At 58.8% G+C, this 19,406-nt stretch carries 18 protein-coding genes; 11 read left to right on the forward strand and 7 right to left on the reverse strand.

What is annotated here, in order from left to right:
- The first annotated feature begins 4 nt into the window (after positions 1-4).
- The 3 genes from hmgA to maiA are packed head-to-tail and all read left to right on the forward strand — an operon-like array spanning position 5 to position 2,986.
- A complete protein-coding gene (hmgA, locus tag CU103_RS18135; protein ID WP_106665440.1) occupies positions 5-1,339 on the forward strand; it encodes a homogentisate 1,2-dioxygenase in 1,335 nt (444 codons plus the stop codon).
- Complete coding sequence (locus tag CU103_RS18140; protein ID WP_106665441.1) at positions 1,336-2,349, forward strand: fumarylacetoacetate hydrolase family protein; 1,014 nt, start codon at positions 1,336-1,338, stop codon at positions 2,347-2,349. Before hmgA ends, CU103_RS18140 begins: the two co-directional genes overlap by 4 nt.
- Complete coding sequence (maiA, locus tag CU103_RS18145) at positions 2,339-2,986, forward strand: maleylacetoacetate isomerase (protein ID WP_106665442.1); 648 nt, start codon at positions 2,339-2,341, stop codon at positions 2,984-2,986. The genes CU103_RS18140 and maiA overlap by 11 nt, the downstream gene beginning before the upstream one ends.
- A 44-nt stretch (positions 2,987-3,030) precedes the next feature.
- On the opposite strand, the gene CU103_RS18150 is transcribed toward maiA, so the two are convergent.
- The 3 genes from CU103_RS18150 to hppD form a co-directional block, all read right to left on the reverse strand.
- Positions 3,031-3,408, reverse strand: a complete 378-nt coding sequence (locus CU103_RS18150; protein ID WP_106665443.1) for a type II toxin-antitoxin system VapC family toxin — start codon at positions 3,406-3,408, stop codon at positions 3,031-3,033.
- On the reverse strand, positions 3,405-3,635 hold the full coding sequence (locus CU103_RS18155; protein WP_106665444.1) for a type II toxin-antitoxin system Phd/YefM family antitoxin: 231 nt from the start codon (positions 3,633-3,635) through the stop codon (positions 3,405-3,407). Before CU103_RS18155 ends, CU103_RS18150 begins: the two co-directional genes overlap by 4 nt.
- A gap of 66 nt (positions 3,636-3,701) precedes the next feature.
- On the reverse strand, positions 3,702-4,814 hold the full coding sequence (gene hppD, locus CU103_RS18160; RefSeq protein WP_106665445.1) for a 4-hydroxyphenylpyruvate dioxygenase: 1,113 nt from the start codon (positions 4,812-4,814) through the stop codon (positions 3,702-3,704).
- A gap of 123 nt (positions 4,815-4,937) precedes the next feature.
- On the opposite strand from hppD, the gene CU103_RS18165 reads away from it, so the two are divergent.
- Positions 4,938-5,399 (forward strand): Lrp/AsnC family transcriptional regulator, encoded by a 462-nt coding sequence (locus tag CU103_RS18165; RefSeq protein WP_106665446.1) that lies wholly within the window; start codon positions 4,938-4,940, stop codon positions 5,397-5,399.
- Positions 5,400-5,407: 8 nt separating this feature from the next.
- Here CU103_RS18165 and CU103_RS18170 read toward each other — a convergent pair whose 3' ends face one another.
- From CU103_RS18170 to CU103_RS18185, 4 genes are all read right to left on the reverse strand, one after another.
- Positions 5,408-5,611 carry a type II toxin-antitoxin system PemK/MazF family toxin gene (locus CU103_RS18170; protein WP_245448866.1) on the reverse strand — a complete coding sequence of 68 codons (204 nt, stop codon included), beginning with the start codon at positions 5,609-5,611 and terminating at the stop codon, positions 5,408-5,410.
- A gap of 75 nt (positions 5,612-5,686) precedes the next feature.
- Positions 5,687-5,905 (reverse strand): AbrB/MazE/SpoVT family DNA-binding domain-containing protein, encoded by a 219-nt coding sequence (locus CU103_RS32520; protein WP_106665447.1) that lies wholly within the window; start codon positions 5,903-5,905, stop codon positions 5,687-5,689.
- A 65-nt stretch (positions 5,906-5,970) separates the two neighbouring features.
- On the reverse strand, positions 5,971-6,687 hold the full coding sequence (pdeM, locus tag CU103_RS18180; protein WP_106665448.1) for a ligase-associated DNA damage response endonuclease PdeM: 717 nt from the start codon (positions 6,685-6,687) through the stop codon (positions 5,971-5,973).
- Positions 6,684-9,218: a ligase-associated DNA damage response DEXH box helicase gene (locus CU103_RS18185; protein WP_106665509.1), complete on the reverse strand. Its 2,535-nt coding sequence runs from the start codon at positions 9,216-9,218 to the stop codon at positions 6,684-6,686. The genes pdeM and CU103_RS18185 overlap by 4 nt, the downstream gene beginning before the upstream one ends.
- 108 nt (positions 9,219-9,326) lie before the next feature.
- Between CU103_RS18185 and CU103_RS18190 the strand changes: the two genes are divergently transcribed.
- The 7 genes from CU103_RS18190 (at position 9,327) to CU103_RS18220 (ending at position 19,406) form a co-directional block, all read left to right on the forward strand.
- On the forward strand, positions 9,327-10,343 hold the full coding sequence (locus CU103_RS18190; RefSeq protein ID WP_210203784.1) for a ligase-associated DNA damage response exonuclease: 1,017 nt from the start codon (positions 9,327-9,329) through the stop codon (positions 10,341-10,343).
- 6 nt (positions 10,344-10,349) lie between these two features.
- The gene (locus CU103_RS18195; RefSeq protein ID WP_106665450.1) at positions 10,350-11,975 is read left to right on the forward strand and encodes a cisplatin damage response ATP-dependent DNA ligase; all 1,626 of its coding nucleotides are present in this window, start codon (positions 10,350-10,352) and stop codon (positions 11,973-11,975) included.
- 181 nt (positions 11,976-12,156) lie between these two features.
- Positions 12,157-13,605: a cryptochrome/photolyase family protein gene (locus CU103_RS18200; protein WP_106665451.1), complete on the forward strand. Its 1,449-nt coding sequence runs from the start codon at positions 12,157-12,159 to the stop codon at positions 13,603-13,605.
- 237 nt (positions 13,606-13,842) lie between these two features.
- Positions 13,843-15,438 carry a peptide ABC transporter substrate-binding protein gene (locus CU103_RS18205; protein WP_106665510.1) on the forward strand — a complete coding sequence of 532 codons (1,596 nt, stop codon included), beginning with the start codon at positions 13,843-13,845 and terminating at the stop codon, positions 15,436-15,438.
- 257 nt (positions 15,439-15,695) lie between these two features.
- Positions 15,696-17,294: a peptide ABC transporter substrate-binding protein gene (locus CU103_RS18210; RefSeq protein WP_106665452.1), complete on the forward strand. Its 1,599-nt coding sequence runs from the start codon at positions 15,696-15,698 to the stop codon at positions 17,292-17,294.
- A gap of 56 nt (positions 17,295-17,350) precedes the next feature.
- Positions 17,351-18,274: an oligopeptide ABC transporter permease OppB gene (gene oppB / locus CU103_RS18215; RefSeq protein ID WP_106665453.1), complete on the forward strand. Its 924-nt coding sequence runs from the start codon at positions 17,351-17,353 to the stop codon at positions 18,272-18,274.
- Positions 18,267-19,406 carry an ABC transporter permease gene (locus CU103_RS18220; protein ID WP_106665454.1) on the forward strand — a complete coding sequence of 380 codons (1,140 nt, stop codon included), beginning with the start codon at positions 18,267-18,269 and terminating at the stop codon, positions 19,404-19,406. Before oppB ends, CU103_RS18220 begins: the two co-directional genes overlap by 8 nt.

The raw sequence follows: 19,406 nt of genomic DNA on the forward strand, positions 1-19,406 counted from the left end.
AACCATGGCCGCTCTTCATTATATGCCGGGCTTCGGCAATGACTTCGAAACGGAATCCCTGCCCGGCGCGCTGCCGCAGGGACAGAACTCGCCACAGCGTTGCGCCTACGGGCTCTATGCCGAACAGCTTTCCGGTTCCCCCTTCACCGCCCCGCGCGGCATCAACGAGCGCTCCTGGCTCTATCGTATCCGCCCCTCCGTCAAGCATGGCGGGCGGTTCGCACCTGCAAGGCGCGACCATTGGAAGACTGCACCCAATCTCGATGATCATGAACTGCCGATCGGGCAACTGCGCTGGAACCCGACGCCCATGCCGAAAGAGCCCGTCAATTTTATCGACGGTATCCGCACCATGACCACTGCCGGCGATGTGCATGGGCAGGCGGGCATGGCGGCGCATGTCTATGCCTTCAACAGTGACATGGTCGACGACTATTTCTTCAATGCCGATGGCGAGTTGCTGCTGGTGCCCGAGCGAGGCAGGCTCCGCATTTTCACCGAGATGGGCATCATCGAGGTCGAACCTTCGGAAATCTGCGTCATCCCGCGCGGCATGATGGTCAAGGTCGCAGCACTCGATGGCGAGGCTCGCGGTTACATTTGCGAGAACTACGGCGCAAAATTCTCGCTGCCCGACCGCGGCCCGATCGGTGCAAACTGCCTGGCCAATCCGCGCGATTTCAAGACGCCGGTCGCAGCCTACGAGGACAAGGAAGTACCATGCCGCCTGCATGTGAAATGGTGCGGCAAGTTCTATGAAACCACGCTCGACCATTCGCCGCTCGACGTCGTGGCCTGGCACGGCAATTATGCGCCGTACAAATATGACCTGCGCACCTTCTCGCCCGTCGGCGCGATCCTGTTCGATCACCCCGACCCATCCATTTTCACCGTGCTCACCGCGCCCTCGGGTGAAGAGGGAACGGCCAATGTTGATTTCGTGATTTTTCCGCCACGCTGGCTGGTGGCGGAGCACAGTTTTCGCCCGCCCTGGTACCATCGCAATATCATGTCGGAATTCATGGGACTGGTATATGGTCAGTACGATGCCAAGGAGGAGGGATTCGTGCCCGGTGGTATGAGCCTGCACAACATGATGCTGCCGCATGGTCCCGACGCGATGGGTTTCAACAAGGCTTCGACGGTGGACCTGAAGCCGCAGCGTTTGGAGAACACCTTGGCATTCATGTTCGAAACGCGTTTCCCGCAGCATCTGACCCGTTTTGCAGCGGAGCTGGACTCGCTTCAGGACAATTATGCCGATTGCTGGAAGGACCTGAAAAAGCGGTTTAACGGAACCGTTGCGGGAGACTGGCCAGAGGAGGCCAAAAACACATGAAGCTCGCCTCGTTGACCAATGGAACGCGCGACGGCAGGCTCGTCCTCGTATCGAAGGACCTGACGCGCTACACCGATGCTTCGTTCCTGATACCGACCCTCCAGTCTGCCCTCGATAATTGGGGGCGCATCGCGCCGCATCTTGAAGCGTTAAGCTCCGGCCTTGAACTCGGCGCGGTCCCTTTCGAGCGCTTTCACGAGCATGACGCCCTGTCGCCGCTGCCGCGTGCCTATCAGTGGGCGGATGGATCGGCCTATGTCAATCACGTCGAGCTGGTGCGCAAGGCGCGCGGCGCGCAGATGCCTGAAAGCTTCTGGACCGATCCCTTGCTCTATCAGGGTGGCTCGGACAGTTTCCTTAGACCCCGCGAGCCGATCTGGGTGGCGGAAGAGGCCTATGGCATCGACATGGAAGGCGAGGTCGCGGTGATCGTCGACGAGGTGCCCATGGGTGCGAGCACGGATGAAGCGCGCGACGCTATCCGCCTTATCATGCTGGTCAACGATGTCAGCCTGCGTGCGCTCATTCCGGCAGAACTCGCCAAGGGGTTCGGTTTCTTTCAGTCCAAACCTTCATCGGCATTTTCACCGGTGGCAGTAACACCTGACGAGCTGGGCGATGCCTGGGATGGCGGCAAGGTGCATCTGCCGCTGCATGTCGATCTCAATGGCAAATCCTTTGGCCGGGCTAATGCCGGCATCGACATGACCTTCGATTTTCCAACGCTGATTGCCCATGCCGCCAAGACGAGGCCGCTTGCCGCCGGAACCATCATCGGCTCCGGCACGGTGTCCAACAAGCTCGACGGTGGACCGGGCAAGTCAGTGGAGGACGGCGGCGCCGGGTATTCGTGCATTGCCGAAATCCGCATGATCGAGACAATCGATCTTGGCGCACCACAGACGCCGTTTATGCGCTTCGGCGACATTGTTCGTATCGAGATGAAGGACGAACATGGCCGTTCGATCTTTGGCGCCATCGAGCAGCAGGTAACGCATTATGGGCGCTAGGGCGATCCTTTACGACTATTGGCGATCATCCGCCAGTTACCGGGTGCGCATTGCGCTCAACCTTCTTGGACTTGAGTATGAATCCGTCTCCGTCAATCTGCTGGCGAACGAGCATAAGGGTCTCGACCATCTGTGCCGCAATCCCCAGGGTCTGGTACCGGCGCTCGCCATAGACGGTCACATGATGACGCAATCCCTGGCGATCATCGAATATCTTGACGAGACCCATCCCGGTGCCGGCTTTCTGCCGGCCGACCCGGTGGGGCGCCAGCGCGTGCGATCGCTGTCCCACGCCATCGCCATGGAGATCCATCCTGTCTGCAACCTGGGCACGATATCGCATGTCATGCAATTGACGGGGGGAACCGAAGAGACCCGAAGCGCCTGGATGCGCAAATTCATTTCTGAGGGGCTCGTGGCGTTTGAGAACATGCTGGATCATCCCGATACGGGTAAATTCTGCCACGGCGACACACCCGGAATGGCGGATTTTTGCCTGGTTCCGCAGGTCTACAACGCCAAGCGCTGGGGCGCAGGGATCGGCCACCTTGCCCGCATCAACGCAATTGCGGGACATTGCGAGGCAATAGAAGCCTTTGGTGCCGCGCATCCGGATCGGGTGAAGCCTTCCGGATAGACACCGTTGGCCCAGCCCGCTGCTCATCCGGGGAACAACAGATGTCAGATAACGGTCACATCGTACTGGCTGAATATCTTATCGCATGTCAGGATTGTCAGATTTTCCATCTGCGCCTGGGCTATGAGCATGCGGTCAAAGGGGTCCCGGTGGTGATCGCCCAATTGCTCCGTCCGCGCCGCATGCAACGCGTTCACCGCAAGGAAGGGGATGTTGTGCGCCCTGACTGTCTCGACAATATTGCCATCGAGGACAAGCTTGCCCAAGGCGCGTTTTATTGCGATCTCCCAAATCGAGGCGACGCTGACGATGAGGCCATCACCCTGCTCAAGGATGGCCCTTTGCGACCGTGAAAGACTCCGATCATCACTGACAGCCCAGAGCAGCACATGCGTGTCGATGAGGTAGAGCGGACGGCTCACTTGACGTAGTCATCCCATTCGGGGCCAAGATCATTGAAGTCGTCCGAAATCTTCACGCGTCCCTTCAGGGCGCCGATCAACCGACCGGGCTCGATGTTCTGATTGGGCAGGGGGGATATGGTTGCGACCGCCTTGCCGTGACGCGTGAGGACGATCTCCTCGCCTGCCTGTGCACGAGCGACAAGTTCTGAGAATTTGGCTTTCGCTTGCGCAATTGAAATGTTCACAGCATCACTCCTTATGACCATAATTTAGGTCATATTTTTACCCGGTGCAATGCTTGCTGTTGTCGCCTACTCCGCAGCCTCGATCTTGATCACGCCGCGGCGGATCTGATCTTCCTCGATCGACTCGAACAGCGCGCGGAAGTTGCCCTCGCCAAAACCCTCGTCACCCTTGCGCTGGATGAATTCGAAGAAGATCGGTCCGATGACTGTCTTGGAGAAGATCTGCAACAGGATTTTGGTCATACCGCCATCGACCACGCCGTCGCCATCGATGAGAATGCCATGCTTCTTCATCCGCTCGATCGGCTCGTCGTGCCCGTGGACGCGCTCATGTGATTTTTCATAATAGGTCTCCGGCGGACCGGGCATGAATTTCAGTCCGTTGTCAGCAAGCCTGTCGGTCGCGTCATAGATCGCTTCTGTGCCAACGGCGATGTGCTGGATGCCTTCGCCCTTGTACTTGCGCAGGTATTCCTCGATCTGGCTCTTGTCGTCGGTCGATTCGTTCAACGGAATGCGAATCTTGCCGCACGGTGAGGTGATGGCACGCGAAACGAGGCCCGTCAGCTTGCCGGCAATATCGAAGAAATGGATCTGCTTGAAGCCGAACAGTTCACGATAGAACGCCCACCACTTATCCATGTTGCCGCGATAGACATTGTGCGTCAGGTGATCGAGATAATAGAAACCGACACCTTCCGGCGCCGGATTACGCTCGCCGAGCCATTCAAACTCAGCGTCATAGGCTGAACCCTTGTCCCCATAGGTTTCGATGAAATACAGCATCGAGCCGCCAATACCGACAATCGCCGGAACATCGAGCGTCTTGTCGTCGCCTTCATAGGCTGTCGCACCCTTGGCCACCGCATGATTGAAAGCGTGATTTGCATCCACCACGCGCCAGGCCATGGAAGGGGCACATGGACCATGTTTTTCTACGAATCGCGTGGCATGGGACCCAGGCTCTGCATTGAGGATGTAATTGATATCGCCCTGCCGCCAGACAGTTATTTTCTTGGTCTTGTGGCGGGCAACCGGCATGTAGCCCATGCGGGTAAACAGCTCTTCCAGCTTTTCCGGCTCGGGATGGGAGAATTCGACAAATTCAAATCCGTCCGTTCCGGCCGGGTTGTCTTTGCTGATGACAGCCTTCGGTGCGTCATGCGGAAACGGGCCCATATCATCCTCCCTTTGGTTGGCGCGCCATTATCGCGCAAAACGCCCGCAATGTGCTTGCATTTCAAAGCTCTTATGGCGTAGGTTTTGCATGTTTCGTGCGTATTTGAAGCAAAGGATGCATGAATGGAACAGCTTGACCCGTCTGACCGCAAAATACTCATCTGCCTGCAGGAAGACGGACGGCTGACGAACAACGAGCTTTCCGAGCGGATCAACCTCTCACCCTCGCAATGTTCACGCCGCCGTACCCGGCTGGAAGAGGAAGGGTACATTCGCGGCTACCGGGCAGAAATTGACCGGGAAAAGCTCGGCCTCGGCATCGTCAACATCATCTCGGTGACCCTTGCAACGCACAACCGGGACAATGCTCAGCGGTTTTCCGAGCTGATTTCAAACCTGCCGCAAGTGATGGAAGCCCATGCGCTGACTGGAGAGATGGATTATTTCATCAAGGTCGTGACGCCGGACCTGCGCGGGCTTTCCACGTTCGTCAATGAAATCCTGCTACCGCATGAATCCGTACAGCATGTCAAAACCGCCATCGTGCTCGACACCCTGAAGGAAGACGGGCGCTTGCCGATATGACCTCTGACCTATCCGCTCAGGATTGCATTAACCGCTTGCATGACCTGCTTGAACGTTGCTTTCGTGAGATTTCCGAGTTTGTCGGCATGTGAAGCTTCCATTGTTGCGATCTTGGCGGGCCGAATGACTGAAGGCGCAGGAAGGCCTGCATCATGATGGGCACGTATAGGAACATCACCTGTCCGGGGCCGGTTTGCTGCACTGGTGATCATCAGCACCCACCAGGCCGGTGCTGGCGGGTGTTCCGATCGGTGTATGGAAATGGAACACGCACAACGTCGCCGGCCTTAAAGGTTGGCATAGGCATTTCTGTCCGCTTCGCTGTCCCACTCCGAGAACGTTGCAAACGGGTCGTCGGCTTGCGCGCGACCTTCCGTCCGCATGAGAATCACGCGACCGTCCTCAATTTGATAGGCGATTTCGTCACCAGGCTTCAGATTAAGAGCCATACGGACCGCTTGCGGTATCGTCGTCTGCGCTTTGCTGGTCATTTTGCTGGTAATCATGTGCATCTCCTTGCAAGGAAAGTTAGGAATTTCCTTACCAATTGCAAGCACGCGTCGCATAGGATTCAAAGATAAAGCGCCTTCCTTACCATCGGATAGACCCGGGCATGGCCGAGCATATAGGCGGTAATCGCGTGGGCATCGAACAGCCCGTGAAATGCCCGGCCAAGAATGTTGAGCCCGCCCGTATAGGCGCCGAAGGCTGGCATGATCACGCGCGACTGGTCGCTGACAAAACAGCGCCGTTGCACCGCCTGTCCGCGCCGCACCACCTTGGCGGCCGGATGCAGGTGTCCTGCGATCTCGCCGGGGCAGGGCGTCTTCGACGGCTCGTGCCGGAAGACGAGATTGCCAAATGCAAGTTCGGCAAACGTCTCGCCCGGCAGATCCGCGGGGTGCTCCGGATCATGATTGCCGGTGATCCAGATCCACTCCCGTCCTGCCATCAGCACGGCAAGTTGCGCCGCATAAAGTGCGGGCAGGCGGGCCGCTGCATCGCCATCGTGGAAACTGTCGCCGAGGCTGATCACGCAGACCGGATTGTAGCGCGCAATGACCTTGGCAAGCGCAGCCAGCGTCGTTGCCGTATCATAGGGCGGCAGCAGCATCCCACGCCGGGCAAAGGACGAACCTTTTTCGAAATGCAGATCCGAGACAACGAGAATCCGGTCACAGTCGAGGTAAAGCGCCCCCGACGGATCGCACACGGCCCGCTGCCCGGCAACGGCCATCTCGGCCGTGCCGTGCAAGGCTGTCTTCGTCGCCTGAAATGCCAAATTCATCTGTGGTCCATCATTTCGCGGGTCAACTCGTCGGCGATCTCTTCCAGCAGCCTCTCATGCGCCTCGCCGGGAACGCGTTCCTTGCCGATTTCCATCATCACGGGAACGGCGAGCGGCGAAATCCGGTCGAGATCCTTGTGCACGATATGCCCCTTGATTCGGCTTAGCATATCGGCCAGACGGCGAATGTCGAGAAGGCCCGTTGCGGCATCGGCACGCGTCGCCTGGATCAGGATGTGGTCCGGCTCATGCTCCCGCAACACGTCATAAATCAAGTCCGTCGAGACTGTCACCTGCCGGCCGGACTTCTCTTGACCAGGGTGGCGTTTTTCCACGAGGCCGGAGATGAGCGCGCAGTTGCGAAAGGTGCGTTTCAGCATCCAGCTTTCCGCCAGCCAGGCCTCAAGGTCGTCGCCCAGCATGTCCTCGTTGAAGAGCTCTGCCAGCGGCAGCTCATTTTTTTTGAACATGCGGCCCATGTCGCTCAGTCCCCAGATAGTGAGCGCATAATCCGTGGCAATGAAGCCGAGCGGTCTCGCCTTGGCCCGCTCCAGCCGCCGCGTCAGCAGCATGCCGAGCGTCTGGTGCGCCAGCCTGCCTTCGAATGGATAGGTCACCATGTAGGAACGCTCGCCGCGCGGGAATGTCTCGACAAGCAGGCTGCCCGGCTGCGGCAGGACGGACCTGTCACGCTGGATGCGCAGCCAGTCGCTGACCTGATCGGGCAGGGCACCCCAGCGTTTTGGATCTCCGAGCATGGAGCGCACCTGATCGGCGAGATAGGTGGTCAGCGGGAACTTGCCGCCGGCATAGGCCGGAATCTTGGCGTCGAAGCCCTCGGCGTTCGATACGATGCACTCGTTCTCGCGGATGCCCTCGAAGCGCAACACACGTCCGGAGAAGAAAAACGTGTCGCCGGGACTGAGCCCTTCGACGAAATATTCCTCCACCTTGCCTAGCACCGGTCCTCCCCCCTTGATGATGGCACGTGCATTGGCGCCCTTGCCACGCTGGCGCGTCAAGCGAACATTCAGGCTCGGCGCCTCGATGATGGTGCCGACATTCAGCCGGTATTGCTGGGCAAAGCGTGGATGCGTCACACGCCACGATCCATCGGCGGTCTGGCGGATCTTGGCGAAACGCTCATAGCTTTTCAGCGCATAGCCGCCGGTCGCGACGAAATCGACGATGCGGTCGAAGGTGTCGCGCGGCAGTGCAGCGTAAGGCAGGGCGGTGGAGACTTCTGCATAGAGATCGTCTGCATGGAACGGCTCGGCGCAGGCCATGCCGAGCACATGCTGGGCCAGCACGTCGAGCGAACCATCGCCGAGCGGCGGCGTATCCTGCGCGCCGACATAATTGGCATCGAGCGCCGCCTGGCACTCCATCACCTCGAAGCGGTTGGCGGGAACGAGGATGGCGCGCGATGGTTCGTCCATGCGGTGATTGGAACGGCCAATGCGTTGCGCGAGGCGGCTTGCACCCTTGGGTGCACCGACATGGATGACGAGATCGACGTCGCCCCAGTCAATACCAAGATCCAGCGTCGAGGTGGCGACCACGGCGCGCAGGGCATTCGCCGCCATTGCCTGCTCGACCTTGCGACGCTTGCTGACATCGAGCGAGCCGTGATGCAACGCAATTGGAAGGTTATCGTCATTCGCCATCCACAGATCATGAAACAGGCGCTCGGCCTGGCTGCGCGTATTGACGAAGATCAGCGTGGTCCCATGCCGCTTGATCGCATCGTAAATACCCGGCAGCGCATAGACCGCCGAATGCCCGGCCCATGGCACATGGTCATCGGTTTCGAGGATGGTGATGTGCGGCTTCGCGCCGCCCTCCACCGTAACGAGGCTGGCCATCGCCAAATTTCCGCTCTGGGGTAGCAGCCAGCGCCGCAGCGCCTCTGGTTCCGCGACCGTGGCGGACAGACCGATCGTCTGCACGCCCGGCTGCAGACGGCGCAGCCGCGCCAGCCCGAGAGACAGAAGGTGACCACGCTTGGAAGTGACAAGCGAATGCAGCTCGTCGAAGATTACATAGCGCAGGTCTTCGAAGAAACGCCCGGCATCCTTGGCCGAGATCAGCAGCGCCAGTTGTTCCGGCGTCGTCAGTAATATGTCCGGCGGCGCCAGTTTCTGCCGCTGGCGCTTGTAGGCGGGCGTATCGCCGGTACGCGTCTCCAGCGAAATATCCAGTCCCATCTCCTCGATAGGCCTTTCGAGGTTGCGGCGAATGTCGACAGCCAGCGCCTTCAGCGGTGAAATATAAAGCGTATGGACGCCGCGGCTCGTTGTGTTGCTTTTGCCGCGGCCTGCAAGGTCGACCAGGGCCGGAAGAAATCCAGCCAGCGTCTTGCCGGCGCCGGTGGGCGCGATCAGGAGGGTTGAGTTCCCCTGTTGTGCCTCCTCCAGTAAATCGAGCTGATGCACGCGCGGCGACCAGCCCTTGGCCTGAAACCAGTTCAGGAAAGGCGGCGGCAGAAGAGGGGTGCCGATATCGGCGAGGGGTACTTTGCTGGTGCTCACTGCGGCGAATGTAGTGGTGTTGATTGAATGCGCCAAGGCCTTGTTTGTCAGGATTGCATGGAGCGAAATGCGGCCTATCTTCGTTAGGGGGTAAACCAGAGGATCATCTTGCTGAAACGTCCTGAAGCTCTTTTGTGCTCGACACCTGCCGGCCTCTATTCGCCCGCCGGCGATTTCTATATCGATCCGGTGCGCCCCGTAGATCGCGCACTCATCACTCACGGTCATTCGGACCATGCACGCTCCGGCCATCAAAAGGTGATGGCGACGCAGCAGACGCTCGACATTATGGGCTTGCGCTATGGCGCGCATTTCGCCGGCGAAACGCAAGCTGCCACACTTGGCAATTCTGTCGAAGTCAATGGCGTCATCGTCAGCTTTCATCCGGCCGGCCACGTGCTGGGTTCGGCACAGATCGCCGTCGAGAAGGATGGCATGCGCATTGTCGCCTCCGGCGACTACAAGCGCCGCCCCGATCCGACCTGTCTTGGTTTTGAGCCCGTTGCCTGCGATGTCTTCATCACCGAAGCGACCTTCGCGCTGCCGGTATTCCGCCATCCCGATGGCCGCGAGGAGATTGCCAAGCTGTTGAAATCGGTCGAACAGTTTCCCGAACGCTCCCACCTCGTCGGCGCCTATGCGCTTGGCAAAGCGCAGCGCGTCATTCGAATGCTCCGCGATGCAGGGTATGACCGGACCATTTATATTCACGGCGCTTTGGCCAAACTTTGTGACTACTACCAGTCGCAAGGCGTCGATCTTGGACCTCTGGCAGCCGCTACCGTCGAAACGGGCAGCGTACAGGATTTTGCCGGCGCCATTGTCGTCGGCCCACCCTCCGCTTTTGTCGACCGCTGGGCGCGGCGGTTCCCTGATCCTGTCTCCTGCTTCGCGTCCGGCTGGATGCGAATCCGCCAGCGCGCGCGTCAGGGCGGCGTCGAACTCCCCATTATCCTGTCGGACCATTGCGATTGGGACGAGCTCACCGATACGATCACTGAGCTTGGTCCTTCGCAGGTCTGGGTGACGCACGGGCGCGAGGAAGCGCTGGTGCGCTGGTGCGCGCTGAACGGCTTTGCCGCGCGTCCGTTGCATCTCGTCGGCTACGAGGACGAGGGAGACTAGGTCACAATGGAAGAATTCGCACAGCTCCTCGACCGGCTGGTCCTGACGCCCGCGCGCAACGGCAAGCTCACTTTGCTTGTCGATTATTTCCGCCACACCCCCGACCCGGATCGCGGACTTGCCCTGGCCGCCATTACCCGTGATCTCGACGTTGCCAATGTCAAACCGGCGATGATCCGCACGCTTGTCGCCGAGCGCATGGACGAGCAGCTGTTCGCCTATTCCTATGATTATGTCGGCGACCTTGCCGAGACCATTTCGCTCGTCTGGTCGACGGACGAACCTGTCCGCGCCAATGCGGTGCCCACCCTTGGCGAGGTGATCAGTTCGCTTGCCCGTGCGTCACGCAGCGATGCTTTACGGCTGGTTGAGCGATGGCTCGATCAGCTCGATGCCTCGGCCCGTTACGCTCTGCTCAAGCTTGTCACCGGCGGCCTGCGCATCGGCGTCTCGGCGCGGCTCGCCAAGCAGGCGCTGGCGCAATTCGGTAAGGTAGACGTCACCGAGATCGAGGAATTGTGGCATGGGTTGAAACCGCCCTATGAGCCGCTCTTCGCCTGGCTGGAAAACAAGGCGGACAAGCCGCAGAGCCTCGCCGCCGCTCCCTTCCACCCGGTTATGCTGTCGACTCCGCTCGAAGAGCCGGATTATGCCAGGATCAACGCAACCGAATATGCCGCCGAGTGGAAGTGGGACGGCATCCGTGTGCAATTGACCGCGGAAGGCGGACAGCGGCGCATCTATTCGCGCACCGGCGATGATATCTCCCATGCTTTTCCCGATATCGCCGATTTCATGACCTTCGAGGGCACACTCGACGGCGAATTGCTGGTCGCACGCGGCGCAGAGTCCGGTATCGAGATCGGTGCCTTCGGCGATCTGCAGCAGCGTCTCAACCGCAAGAATGTTTCAGCCAAGCAGCTCGAAAGCCATCCGGCCTTCGTGCGGCTCTATGACCTGCTCTTCGACGGCGAGGTGGATATCCGTGCCTTGCCCTTTGCCGAGCGCCGCACCCGGCTCGAAACCTTCGTCATAAAGCTGGAACCCACCCGCTTCGACCTTTCGCCATTGGTGCCCTACGCGTCCTTCGAGGACCTGGTCGAACTGCGCAAGGCCCCGCCGCATCCGATCATCGAAGGACTGATGCTGAAGCAACGCTCCTCCGCCTATGTGCCGGGCCGCCCCAAGGGCCCCTGGTTCAAGTGGAAGCGCGATCCGTTCATCATCGATGCCGTGCTTGTCTATGCCCAGCGCGGCCATGGCAAGCGGTCGAGCTATTATTCGGACTACACATTCGCCCTATGGACCGGGCCGGAAACCGAGCCGTACCTCGTTCCCGTCGGCAAAGCCTATTTCGGCTTCACCGACGATGAGCTGAAACAGCTCGACGCTTTCGTGCGCAACAATACGACCGAGCGTTTTGGCCCGGTGCGCTCGGTGCGGGCCGAGCCCGAACATGGCCTTGTACTCGAAGTGGCATTCGAAGGGCTCAACCGCTCCAAGCGGCACAAGTCGGGCGTTGCCATGCGCTTCCCGCGCATCTCGCGCCTGCGCTGGGACAAGCCACCCATGGAAGCGGACCGGCTGGAAACACTGGAAGCCCTGTTGCGCGATTGCGAAACCGAAGATTGATGTCCCGGCCTGGCACAAAACACGTTACCCGCCCTCTGCTGGCGGCCGCAGAAAATTTGCTGCACAGGATAACCGTACACTGCTATGTTTCCGTGATCGCACGTTCCTCATGGTCAACCCGGCAAGGACACGATAAGGGTTGAGGCGTGATCGTCATTGCGCAGGGTGTGCAGCTATCCAGATGAGCGATACCGGTAACGAAAAGCCCGTCATTGTTCTGTTCCGTCATGATCTGCGGCTCGGTGACAATGGCGCGCTCCATCGCGCATCGCAGACCGGAAAGCCGGTCATTCCAATATATCTACGCGACGAAAGAGTGAGCGGCGACAACCGTCCCATGGGCGGCGCCCGGCGATGGTGGCTGCATCATTCCCTGATCGCGCTTGCTGCTTCACTGCGGGAGCTCGGGGCTCGCCTGGTCCTAAAGCGCGGCAGGACCGACAACGTCATCGACACCCTGATCAACGATACCGGCGCGGATATGGTCGTGTGGAACCGCCGCTATGATCCTCCCGGAGCCGAGATTGACGAGGCGCTGCGGGTGCAACTGTCGCATCGGGCTATCGCAACGCAGACTTTCGAAGGGCAAATATTGCACGAACCTTCTCTACTCAAGACGGGGGCCGGCGGGCATTACCGCGTCTATAGGCCGTTTTGGCGCGTGCTCAACGCTATGCCCGGGCTTCGCGATCCGTTGCCGGCACCGCTTGAACTGAAGGGCTGGCAACATGAACTTGCTTCGGACACACTTGATGATTGGGGACTGCTGCCGCACCAGGCGAACTGGGCCAAGGGATTTTCCGAAGCGTGGAGCCCGGGCGAGAAGGGCGCTCGCGATCGACTCCAGGTTTTCCTCCACGATAGGATCGGCAGTTACGCCGAATATCGCGACCGGCCGGATATTGAGGCGACATCGCGCCTGTCGCCGCACCTTGCCCATGGCGAAATCACGCCCTTTCAGATCTGGCACGCCACGAGGAATCCGATGCTCGATGGACAGCGGGCAGGAGCGGAGAAATTCCGTCAGGAACTTGGCTGGCGCGAGTTTTCCTACCATCTGCTGTACAACAATCCGAAGTTGCCCTCGGAAAATTACGACACTGCTTTTGATGCTTTCCCATGGGAAAATCGACCCGACCTTCTCAGTGCCTGGAAGCATGGCCGAACCGGCTATCCAATCGTCGATGCCGGTATGCGCCAGCTATGGCGGACCGGCTGGATGCATAACCGCGTGCGCATGATCGTTGCTTCTTTCCTGATCAAGCATCTGCTTGTCGATTGGCGCATCGGCGAGGGATGGTTCTGGGAGACGCTGGTCGATGCGGACCCGGCAAACAACGCCGCGAGCTGGCAGTGGGTGGCTGGCTCAGGCGCGGATTCGGCACCCTATTTCCGCATCTTCAATCCTGTCCTGCAGGGCGAAAAACACGATCCGAAGGGAGACTACGTGCGCAAATTCCTGCCCGAGCTGGCGGCGCTGCCCGACAAATATCTGCACCGGCCATGGTCTGCGCCCCACGTCACCCTAAAAATGGCGCAGATTGATCTCGGCAAGACCTATCCTTTGCCCATTGTCGACCTTCAATGTGCCCGTGAAAGGGCGCTGGAAGCCTTTAACAAAACCCGATAACCGCGGTTTTCCACACAATCCGACAAAATTTGTCCTCTGTCGCAAGTTGCCGCATTTCCATCGAAAAGTGCCGTCAAATGGCGCTTTGGTCCATATGGTGCAACATTTTTTTGACGTGCTCGTAAGCCCCGTGTTCAAAAAATATTACAACGAAAGCATTACACCCTCCTTGCCTTTGGGAAAATTTTGGCATTTGTTCATGCCTTCGCAATTCTCTTGGAGGGGAAGGATAAGAAAATGACCCTTATGAAACTCAACATCCGCGCGGCCCTGCTGCTTGGATCACTCATGCTCGGCGCAAGCCCGGCACTGGCTGAGATGGTACTTCATCGCGGCAACAGCGGCGAACCGCAAACCCTCGATCAGTCGCAGACCTCGATCGACATCGAAGCCTTCATCGTCAAGGACCTTTATGAGGGCCTGACCATCTATGACGCCAACGGCAAGATCGTGCCAGGCGCCGCCGAAAGCTGGACCGTGTCGGATGATGGCACAGTCTATACCTTCAAGATCCGGGCTGACGCGAAATGGTCCGACGGCTCGCCAGTAACCGCTGAAGACTTCATCTTCTCCATGCGCCGGGTCGAAGATCCGAAGACCGCGGCTGGATATGCCAACATTCTCTATCCGATCAAGAACGCCGAAAAGATCAACAAGGGCGGAATGGCTGTCGATCAGCTTGGCATGAAGGCCATCGACGACAAGACGCTTGAGATTACGCTGGAACGGCCGACCCCCTTCTTCATCGAACTGCTGTCGCACCAGACCGCACTGCCGATCAACAAGGCAAGCTTCGAGAAGAATGGCGCTGAATTCGTCAAGCCCGGCAAGCTGGTCGGCAATGGCGCGTTCAAGCTCGCCGAGCACGTGCCGAACGACCATCTGACCGTCGTCAAGAACGAAAATTACTGGGACGCTGCCAACGTCAAGTTGGATAAGGTGATCTTCTATCCGATCGATGACCAGGCTGCGAATGTTCGCCGCTACGAGGCTGGTGAACTCGACCTCGTCTACAACTTCTCGTCCGACCAGATCGACCGCCTGCGCGCCGCCAATCCCAAACAGGTGCACGTCACACCCGCAGCGGCAACCTATTACTACCCGTTCGATACGCGCACGGAACCATTCAACGACGTTCGCGTGCGCCGGGCGCTTTCGATGGCCGTCGATCGTGACTTCCTTGCCAAGGATATCTACAACGGGACGAAACTGCCGGTCTATTCCATGGTGCCCCCAGGGCTTGAAACCTATGGCGAGCCAGCCAAGCCTGACTTTGCCGGCATGTCGCAGCTCGATCGCGAAGACAAGGCCGTGGAACTCATGAAAGAGGCTGGTTACGGTGAAGGCGGCAAGCCGCTGAACATCGAAATCCGCTACAACACCAACCCGAACCACGAACGCGTCGCCACAGCCGTCGCCGACATGTGGAAGAAGACCTTCGGCGCCAATGTGACGCTGATGAATCTCGATATCTCGTCGCACTATGCCTATCTGCAGGAAGGCGGCAAGTTCAACGTCGCCCGCGCCGGCTGGACTGCCGACTATGCCGATGCGGAAAACTTCCTCAACCTCAGCGTCAGCAGCAACAAGACGTTCAATTACGGGCACTATGAAAACCCGGAATTCGACGCGCTGATGAAGAAGTCCTATGAGGAGCGCGATCCGGCAGCCCGCTCCAAGATCCTGCATGAGGCGGAAGCCTTGATCATGCGTGATCAGCCGATCGCTCCCTTGATGAACGACGCCAATCTCTGGCTCGTGAACGATAAGGTCAAGGGTTGGGGCGACAACGCCAACAACGAGCATCTGAGCAAGTACCTGAGCGTCGAATAACGCTTAAGCGCGCAACCCGTGATGACGGGTTGCGCGCCTTGTTGCCCGGCTCGCAATGCGACACTTTCCCGACAGCACAATTTGCAACGGCTAGCCCGCCGCCCTGCTTCAAGAGGGCAGCGCAATGCTTTGCCGTTAGCAGTTTCAATCAGCTGCACGTCGTTAACTGGTGTAAGATGCCGTGCAGCCTGCCGATGTAATTAAGCGATAATCCGGGTTATGCCGGATGGTTCATACGGATGAGAGGATTGAAGGGAATGACCTTCATGCAGCATAATTTGAGCGCCGCAATTCTATTGGGATCACTGCTCATCGGTGCGTGTCCCGCACTTGCGGAAGCTGTCTTGCATCGTGGCAATAGCGGCGAACCACAGACCCTCGATCCATCCCAGACATCGCTCGAAATCGAAGCGTTCATCCTGAAGGATCTGTACGAGGGTCTCACTGCCTATGACGCCGCCGGCAAGATCGTGCCAGGTGCGGCTGAGAGCTGGACAGTGTCGGACGACGGCACGGTCTACACATTCAAGCTTCACGACAAGGCAAACTGGTCGGACGGATCACCGGTAACGGCCGAAGATTTTGTATTTTCGATGCGGCGCGTCGAAGATCCGAAGACAGCGGCCGGCTACGCCAATATTCTCTACCCGATCAAGAATGCGGAGAAGGTCAACAAGGGCGAACTGCCAGTCGATCAGCTCGCGGTCAAGGCAATCGATGCCAAGACCCTCGAAATTGCGCTTGAACGCCCGACCCCTTTCTTTGTCGAATTGTTGGCCCACCAGACGGCTCTCCCGGTCAACGAGGCCAGCTTTGAAAAAAACGGTGCGGACTTTATCAAGCCCGGCAAACTCGTCTCCAACGGGGCGTTCGAACTTTCCGAGCATGTCCAGAACGATCACCTGACTGCGGTCAAGAATCCTGACTACTGGGACGCCGCCAACGTCAAGCTCGACAAGGTGATTTTCTACCCGTCCGAAGACCAGGCCGCGGCCGTGCGGCGCTTCGAGGCGGGCGAACTGCAACTTGTCTATAATTTCTCCGCCGATCAGATCGAGCGGCTGCGCGCGTCGCATGGCGATGAAGTTCGTGTGAATGCAGCGCTTTCCACCTACTTCTATTCGTTCGATACGCGCGTTGAGCCATTCAGCGACGTCCGCGTGCGGCGGGCGCTTTCCATGGCTATCGACCGTGATTTCCTGTCGAAGGAAATCTATAGCGGCGCGCAGTTGCCCGCCTATTCGCTGATACCGCTTGGTATCGCCACCTATGGCGAACCTGCCAAGCCCGATTTCGCCGACTGGTCCCAGCTCGACCGCGAGGACAAGGCCATCGAGCTCATGAAGGAAGCGGGCTACGGCGAAGGTGGCAAACCGCTGAACATTGAAATCCGCTATAACACCAATCCCAATCATGAGCGCGTCGCCATCGCCGTCGCGGACATGTGGAAGAAGACATTCGGCGCCAATGTCACGCTGCTGCAGAACGATATCAGCGCTCACTACGCCTACCTGAAGGAGGGCGGCAAATTCAATGCTGCCCGTGCCGGCTGGACGGCCGACTACGCCGATGCGGAAAATTTCCTCGCCATCAATCTGAAGAAGAACCCTGTCTTCAACTACGGCCGCTATGACAATCCGGAATACGACGCGCTTGTGGAGAAATCCTACAACGAGAAGGATCCGGCCGCCCGCGCGAAGATCATGCACGAAGCAGAAGCCATCGTTCTGCGCGACCAGCCGATCGCGCCCATGATGAACTTCGGGCAGCTCTGGCTTGTGTCGAGCAAGGTCAAGGGCTGGCAGGACAATGGATCCAACGACCATCTCAGCAAGTATCTGAGCGTGGCCGAATAAGTACGCAGCGCGCAAGCCGATTGCCGGTTGCGCGCTAGATTTGAGAGAGTGATGCCATGTTTCAATTTGTTCTTCGCAGACTGGCGAGTGCAGTGCCGACCTTGTTTATCGTCGTCACCATCTCCTTCTTCCTGATGCGGTTTGCACCGGGCGGGCCCTTCAATCTGGAAAGACCGCTGCCCCCGGCGACGATGGAAAACCTGATGAAGGCCTACCATCTCGATCAGCCCCTGTGGAACCAGTACATCCAGTACCTGAAGAATGCCGTGACCGGCGATTTCGGTCCAAGCTATATTTACAAGGACAACACGATTGCTGAGCTGATCGGCAAGGGTCTGCCCTACTCGGTCCAGCTCGGCACCTATGCGTTACTGCTCGCTCTGATTGGCGGCGTCCTTGTCGGCACACTCGCGGCCCTGCGGCAAAACTCCTTTCTCGATTTTCTTGTCATGTCCGTGGCCACGACCGGCGTGACCGTGCCGAATTTCGTGGTCGGGCCGATTTTGACGTTGATCTTCGCCCTGTTGCTGTCGTGGGTACCCGCGGGCGGGTGGGGCGACGGATCGTTGAAATTCCTGATCCTGCCGGTCATCACGCTGGCACTGCCGCAGCTGGCGGTGTTCGCCCGCCTGACGCGCGGTTCGATGATCGAAGCCCTGCATGCCGACCATATCCGAACCGCGAAAGCCTATGGCCTGCCACAACGCGCCGTGGTCATTACCCACGCCATGCGCGGGGCGCTGCTGCCGGTTGTATCCTATCTTGCACCTTGCGCTGCGGCCCTGCTGACCGGTTCGGCCGTGGTCGAATCCATCTTCACCATCCCCGGCGTCGGCAGATATTTCGTGCTCGGCGCAATCAACCGTGACTATACGCTCGTCATGGGAACGGTGGTTCTCGTGGCGATCTTCGTCATCGTTTTCAATCTTGTGGTCGATATTCTCTACGGCCTTCTTGATCCGAGGGTTCGTCATGACTGACCTGACCGATATCCCCACGACCCTCATTCCACCGGAAGAATCCAAAGGGCGCAGCCTGTTCCAGCTCGCCGTGATCCGCTTCCGCCGCAATCGTGCCGCGATGAGCGGCATCGTGATGCTCACGCTCATCACTATTTTTTCGTTCTTCGGTCCGTACGTCATCAGTCATAGCTATGATCAGGTGTTCCCATCCTATGTGACAGTCCCGCCAAGCCTCGAACCGCTTCCCAAGGCGGAAACCTTGGGTGACGTGATGAAGGGAGTTGCAGATCGCGCCCGCGTCGAGCTGCGTGACTTTGCGGTTGAGGACGACAGCTTCACCGCAACCATCCACTCGGACCAGCCAATCGACCCGCGCTCGACCCGTTATTTCGACCGCGCCAACGAGTTTGATAACACACAGGTTACCGCCACTGAAGAGGATGGCAGGACGCTGAAACTCACCGGTGAAGTTCACCGCGAATATTTCCCCTTCGGCACCGATGCCAACGGCCGTGATATGCTCGCCCGCATCATGCTGGGCGGGCAGATTTCGCTCGCCGTCGGCTTTCTCGCCAGTCTCGTTTCGTTGGCGGTCGGCGTGACCTATGGTGCGATCTCCGGCTATATTGGCGGTCGCATCGACAATGTCATGATGCGCCTCGTCGAAATCCTCTATTCGCTGCCCTTCGTCTTCCTCGTTGTGGTGCTGGTCGTATTCTTCGGCCGCAGCTTCATCCTGATTTTTCTGGTCATCGGCGCGGTGGAATGGCTCGACATGGCCCGTATCGTGCGTGGCCAGACCTTGGCTTTGAAACGCCGTGAATTCATCGGCGCCGCGCAGGCCCTTGGCCTGACCGACTGGCAGATTATCCGCCGCCATATCATCCCCAATACCATCGGGCCGGTTATCGTGTTCGTCACCGTGGTCGTGCCAAAGGTCATTCTTCTGGAAAGTTTTCTCTCCTTCCTTGGTCTTGGTGTTCAGGCACCGCTGACCAGCTGGGGGGCGCTGATTTCCGAAGGCGCCAACAAGATGCAATCCGCTCCCTGGCTGCTGATCTTCCCGGCCATCTTTTTCGTCGTCACGCTGTTCTCGCTCAATTTCATCGGCGATGGACTGCGCGACGCACTCGACCCCAAGGACCGCTGA

Origin of the sequence: Phyllobacterium sophorae (assembly GCF_003010965.1) — a bacterium.
Taxonomy (GTDB): domain Bacteria; phylum Pseudomonadota; class Alphaproteobacteria; order Rhizobiales; family Rhizobiaceae; genus Phyllobacterium; species Phyllobacterium sophorae.

Excerpts from the sequence above, each read along its gene's own strand:
- CU103_RS18205 (WP_106665510.1), top strand. The coding sequence starts at position 13,843 with ATGACCCTTATGAAACTCAACATCCGCGCGGCCCTGCTGCTTGGATCA.
- hmgA (WP_106665440.1), top strand. The coding sequence starts at position 5 with ATGGCCGCTCTTCATTATATGCCGGGCTTCGGCAATGACTTCGAAACG.
- maiA (WP_106665442.1), top strand. The coding sequence starts at position 2,339 with ATGGGCGCTAGGGCGATCCTTTACGACTATTGGCGATCATCCGCCAGT.
- CU103_RS18200 (WP_106665451.1), top strand. The coding sequence starts at position 12,157 with ATGAGCGATACCGGTAACGAAAAGCCCGTCATTGTTCTGTTCCGTCAT.
- CU103_RS18165 (WP_106665446.1), top strand. The coding sequence starts at position 4,938 with ATGGAACAGCTTGACCCGTCTGACCGCAAAATACTCATCTGCCTGCAG.
- CU103_RS18220 (WP_106665454.1), top strand. The coding sequence starts at position 18,267 with ATGACTGACCTGACCGATATCCCCACGACCCTCATTCCACCGGAAGAA.
- CU103_RS32520 (WP_106665447.1), bottom strand. The coding sequence starts at position 5,905 with ATGATTACCAGCAAAATGACCAGCAAAGCGCAGACGACGATACCGCAA.
- pdeM (WP_106665448.1), bottom strand. The coding sequence starts at position 6,687 with ATGAATTTGGCATTTCAGGCGACGAAGACAGCCTTGCACGGCACGGCC.
- hppD (WP_106665445.1), bottom strand. The coding sequence starts at position 4,814 with ATGGGCCCGTTTCCGCATGACGCACCGAAGGCTGTCATCAGCAAAGAC.
- CU103_RS18170 (WP_245448866.1), bottom strand. The coding sequence starts at position 5,611 with ATGATCACCAGTGCAGCAAACCGGCCCCGGACAGGTGATGTTCCTATA.
- CU103_RS18140 (WP_106665441.1), top strand. The coding sequence starts at position 1,336 with ATGAAGCTCGCCTCGTTGACCAATGGAACGCGCGACGGCAGGCTCGTC.
- CU103_RS18210 (WP_106665452.1), top strand. The coding sequence starts at position 15,696 with ATGACCTTCATGCAGCATAATTTGAGCGCCGCAATTCTATTGGGATCA.
- CU103_RS18195 (WP_106665450.1), top strand. The coding sequence starts at position 10,350 with ATGGAAGAATTCGCACAGCTCCTCGACCGGCTGGTCCTGACGCCCGCG.
- oppB (WP_106665453.1), top strand. The coding sequence starts at position 17,351 with ATGTTTCAATTTGTTCTTCGCAGACTGGCGAGTGCAGTGCCGACCTTG.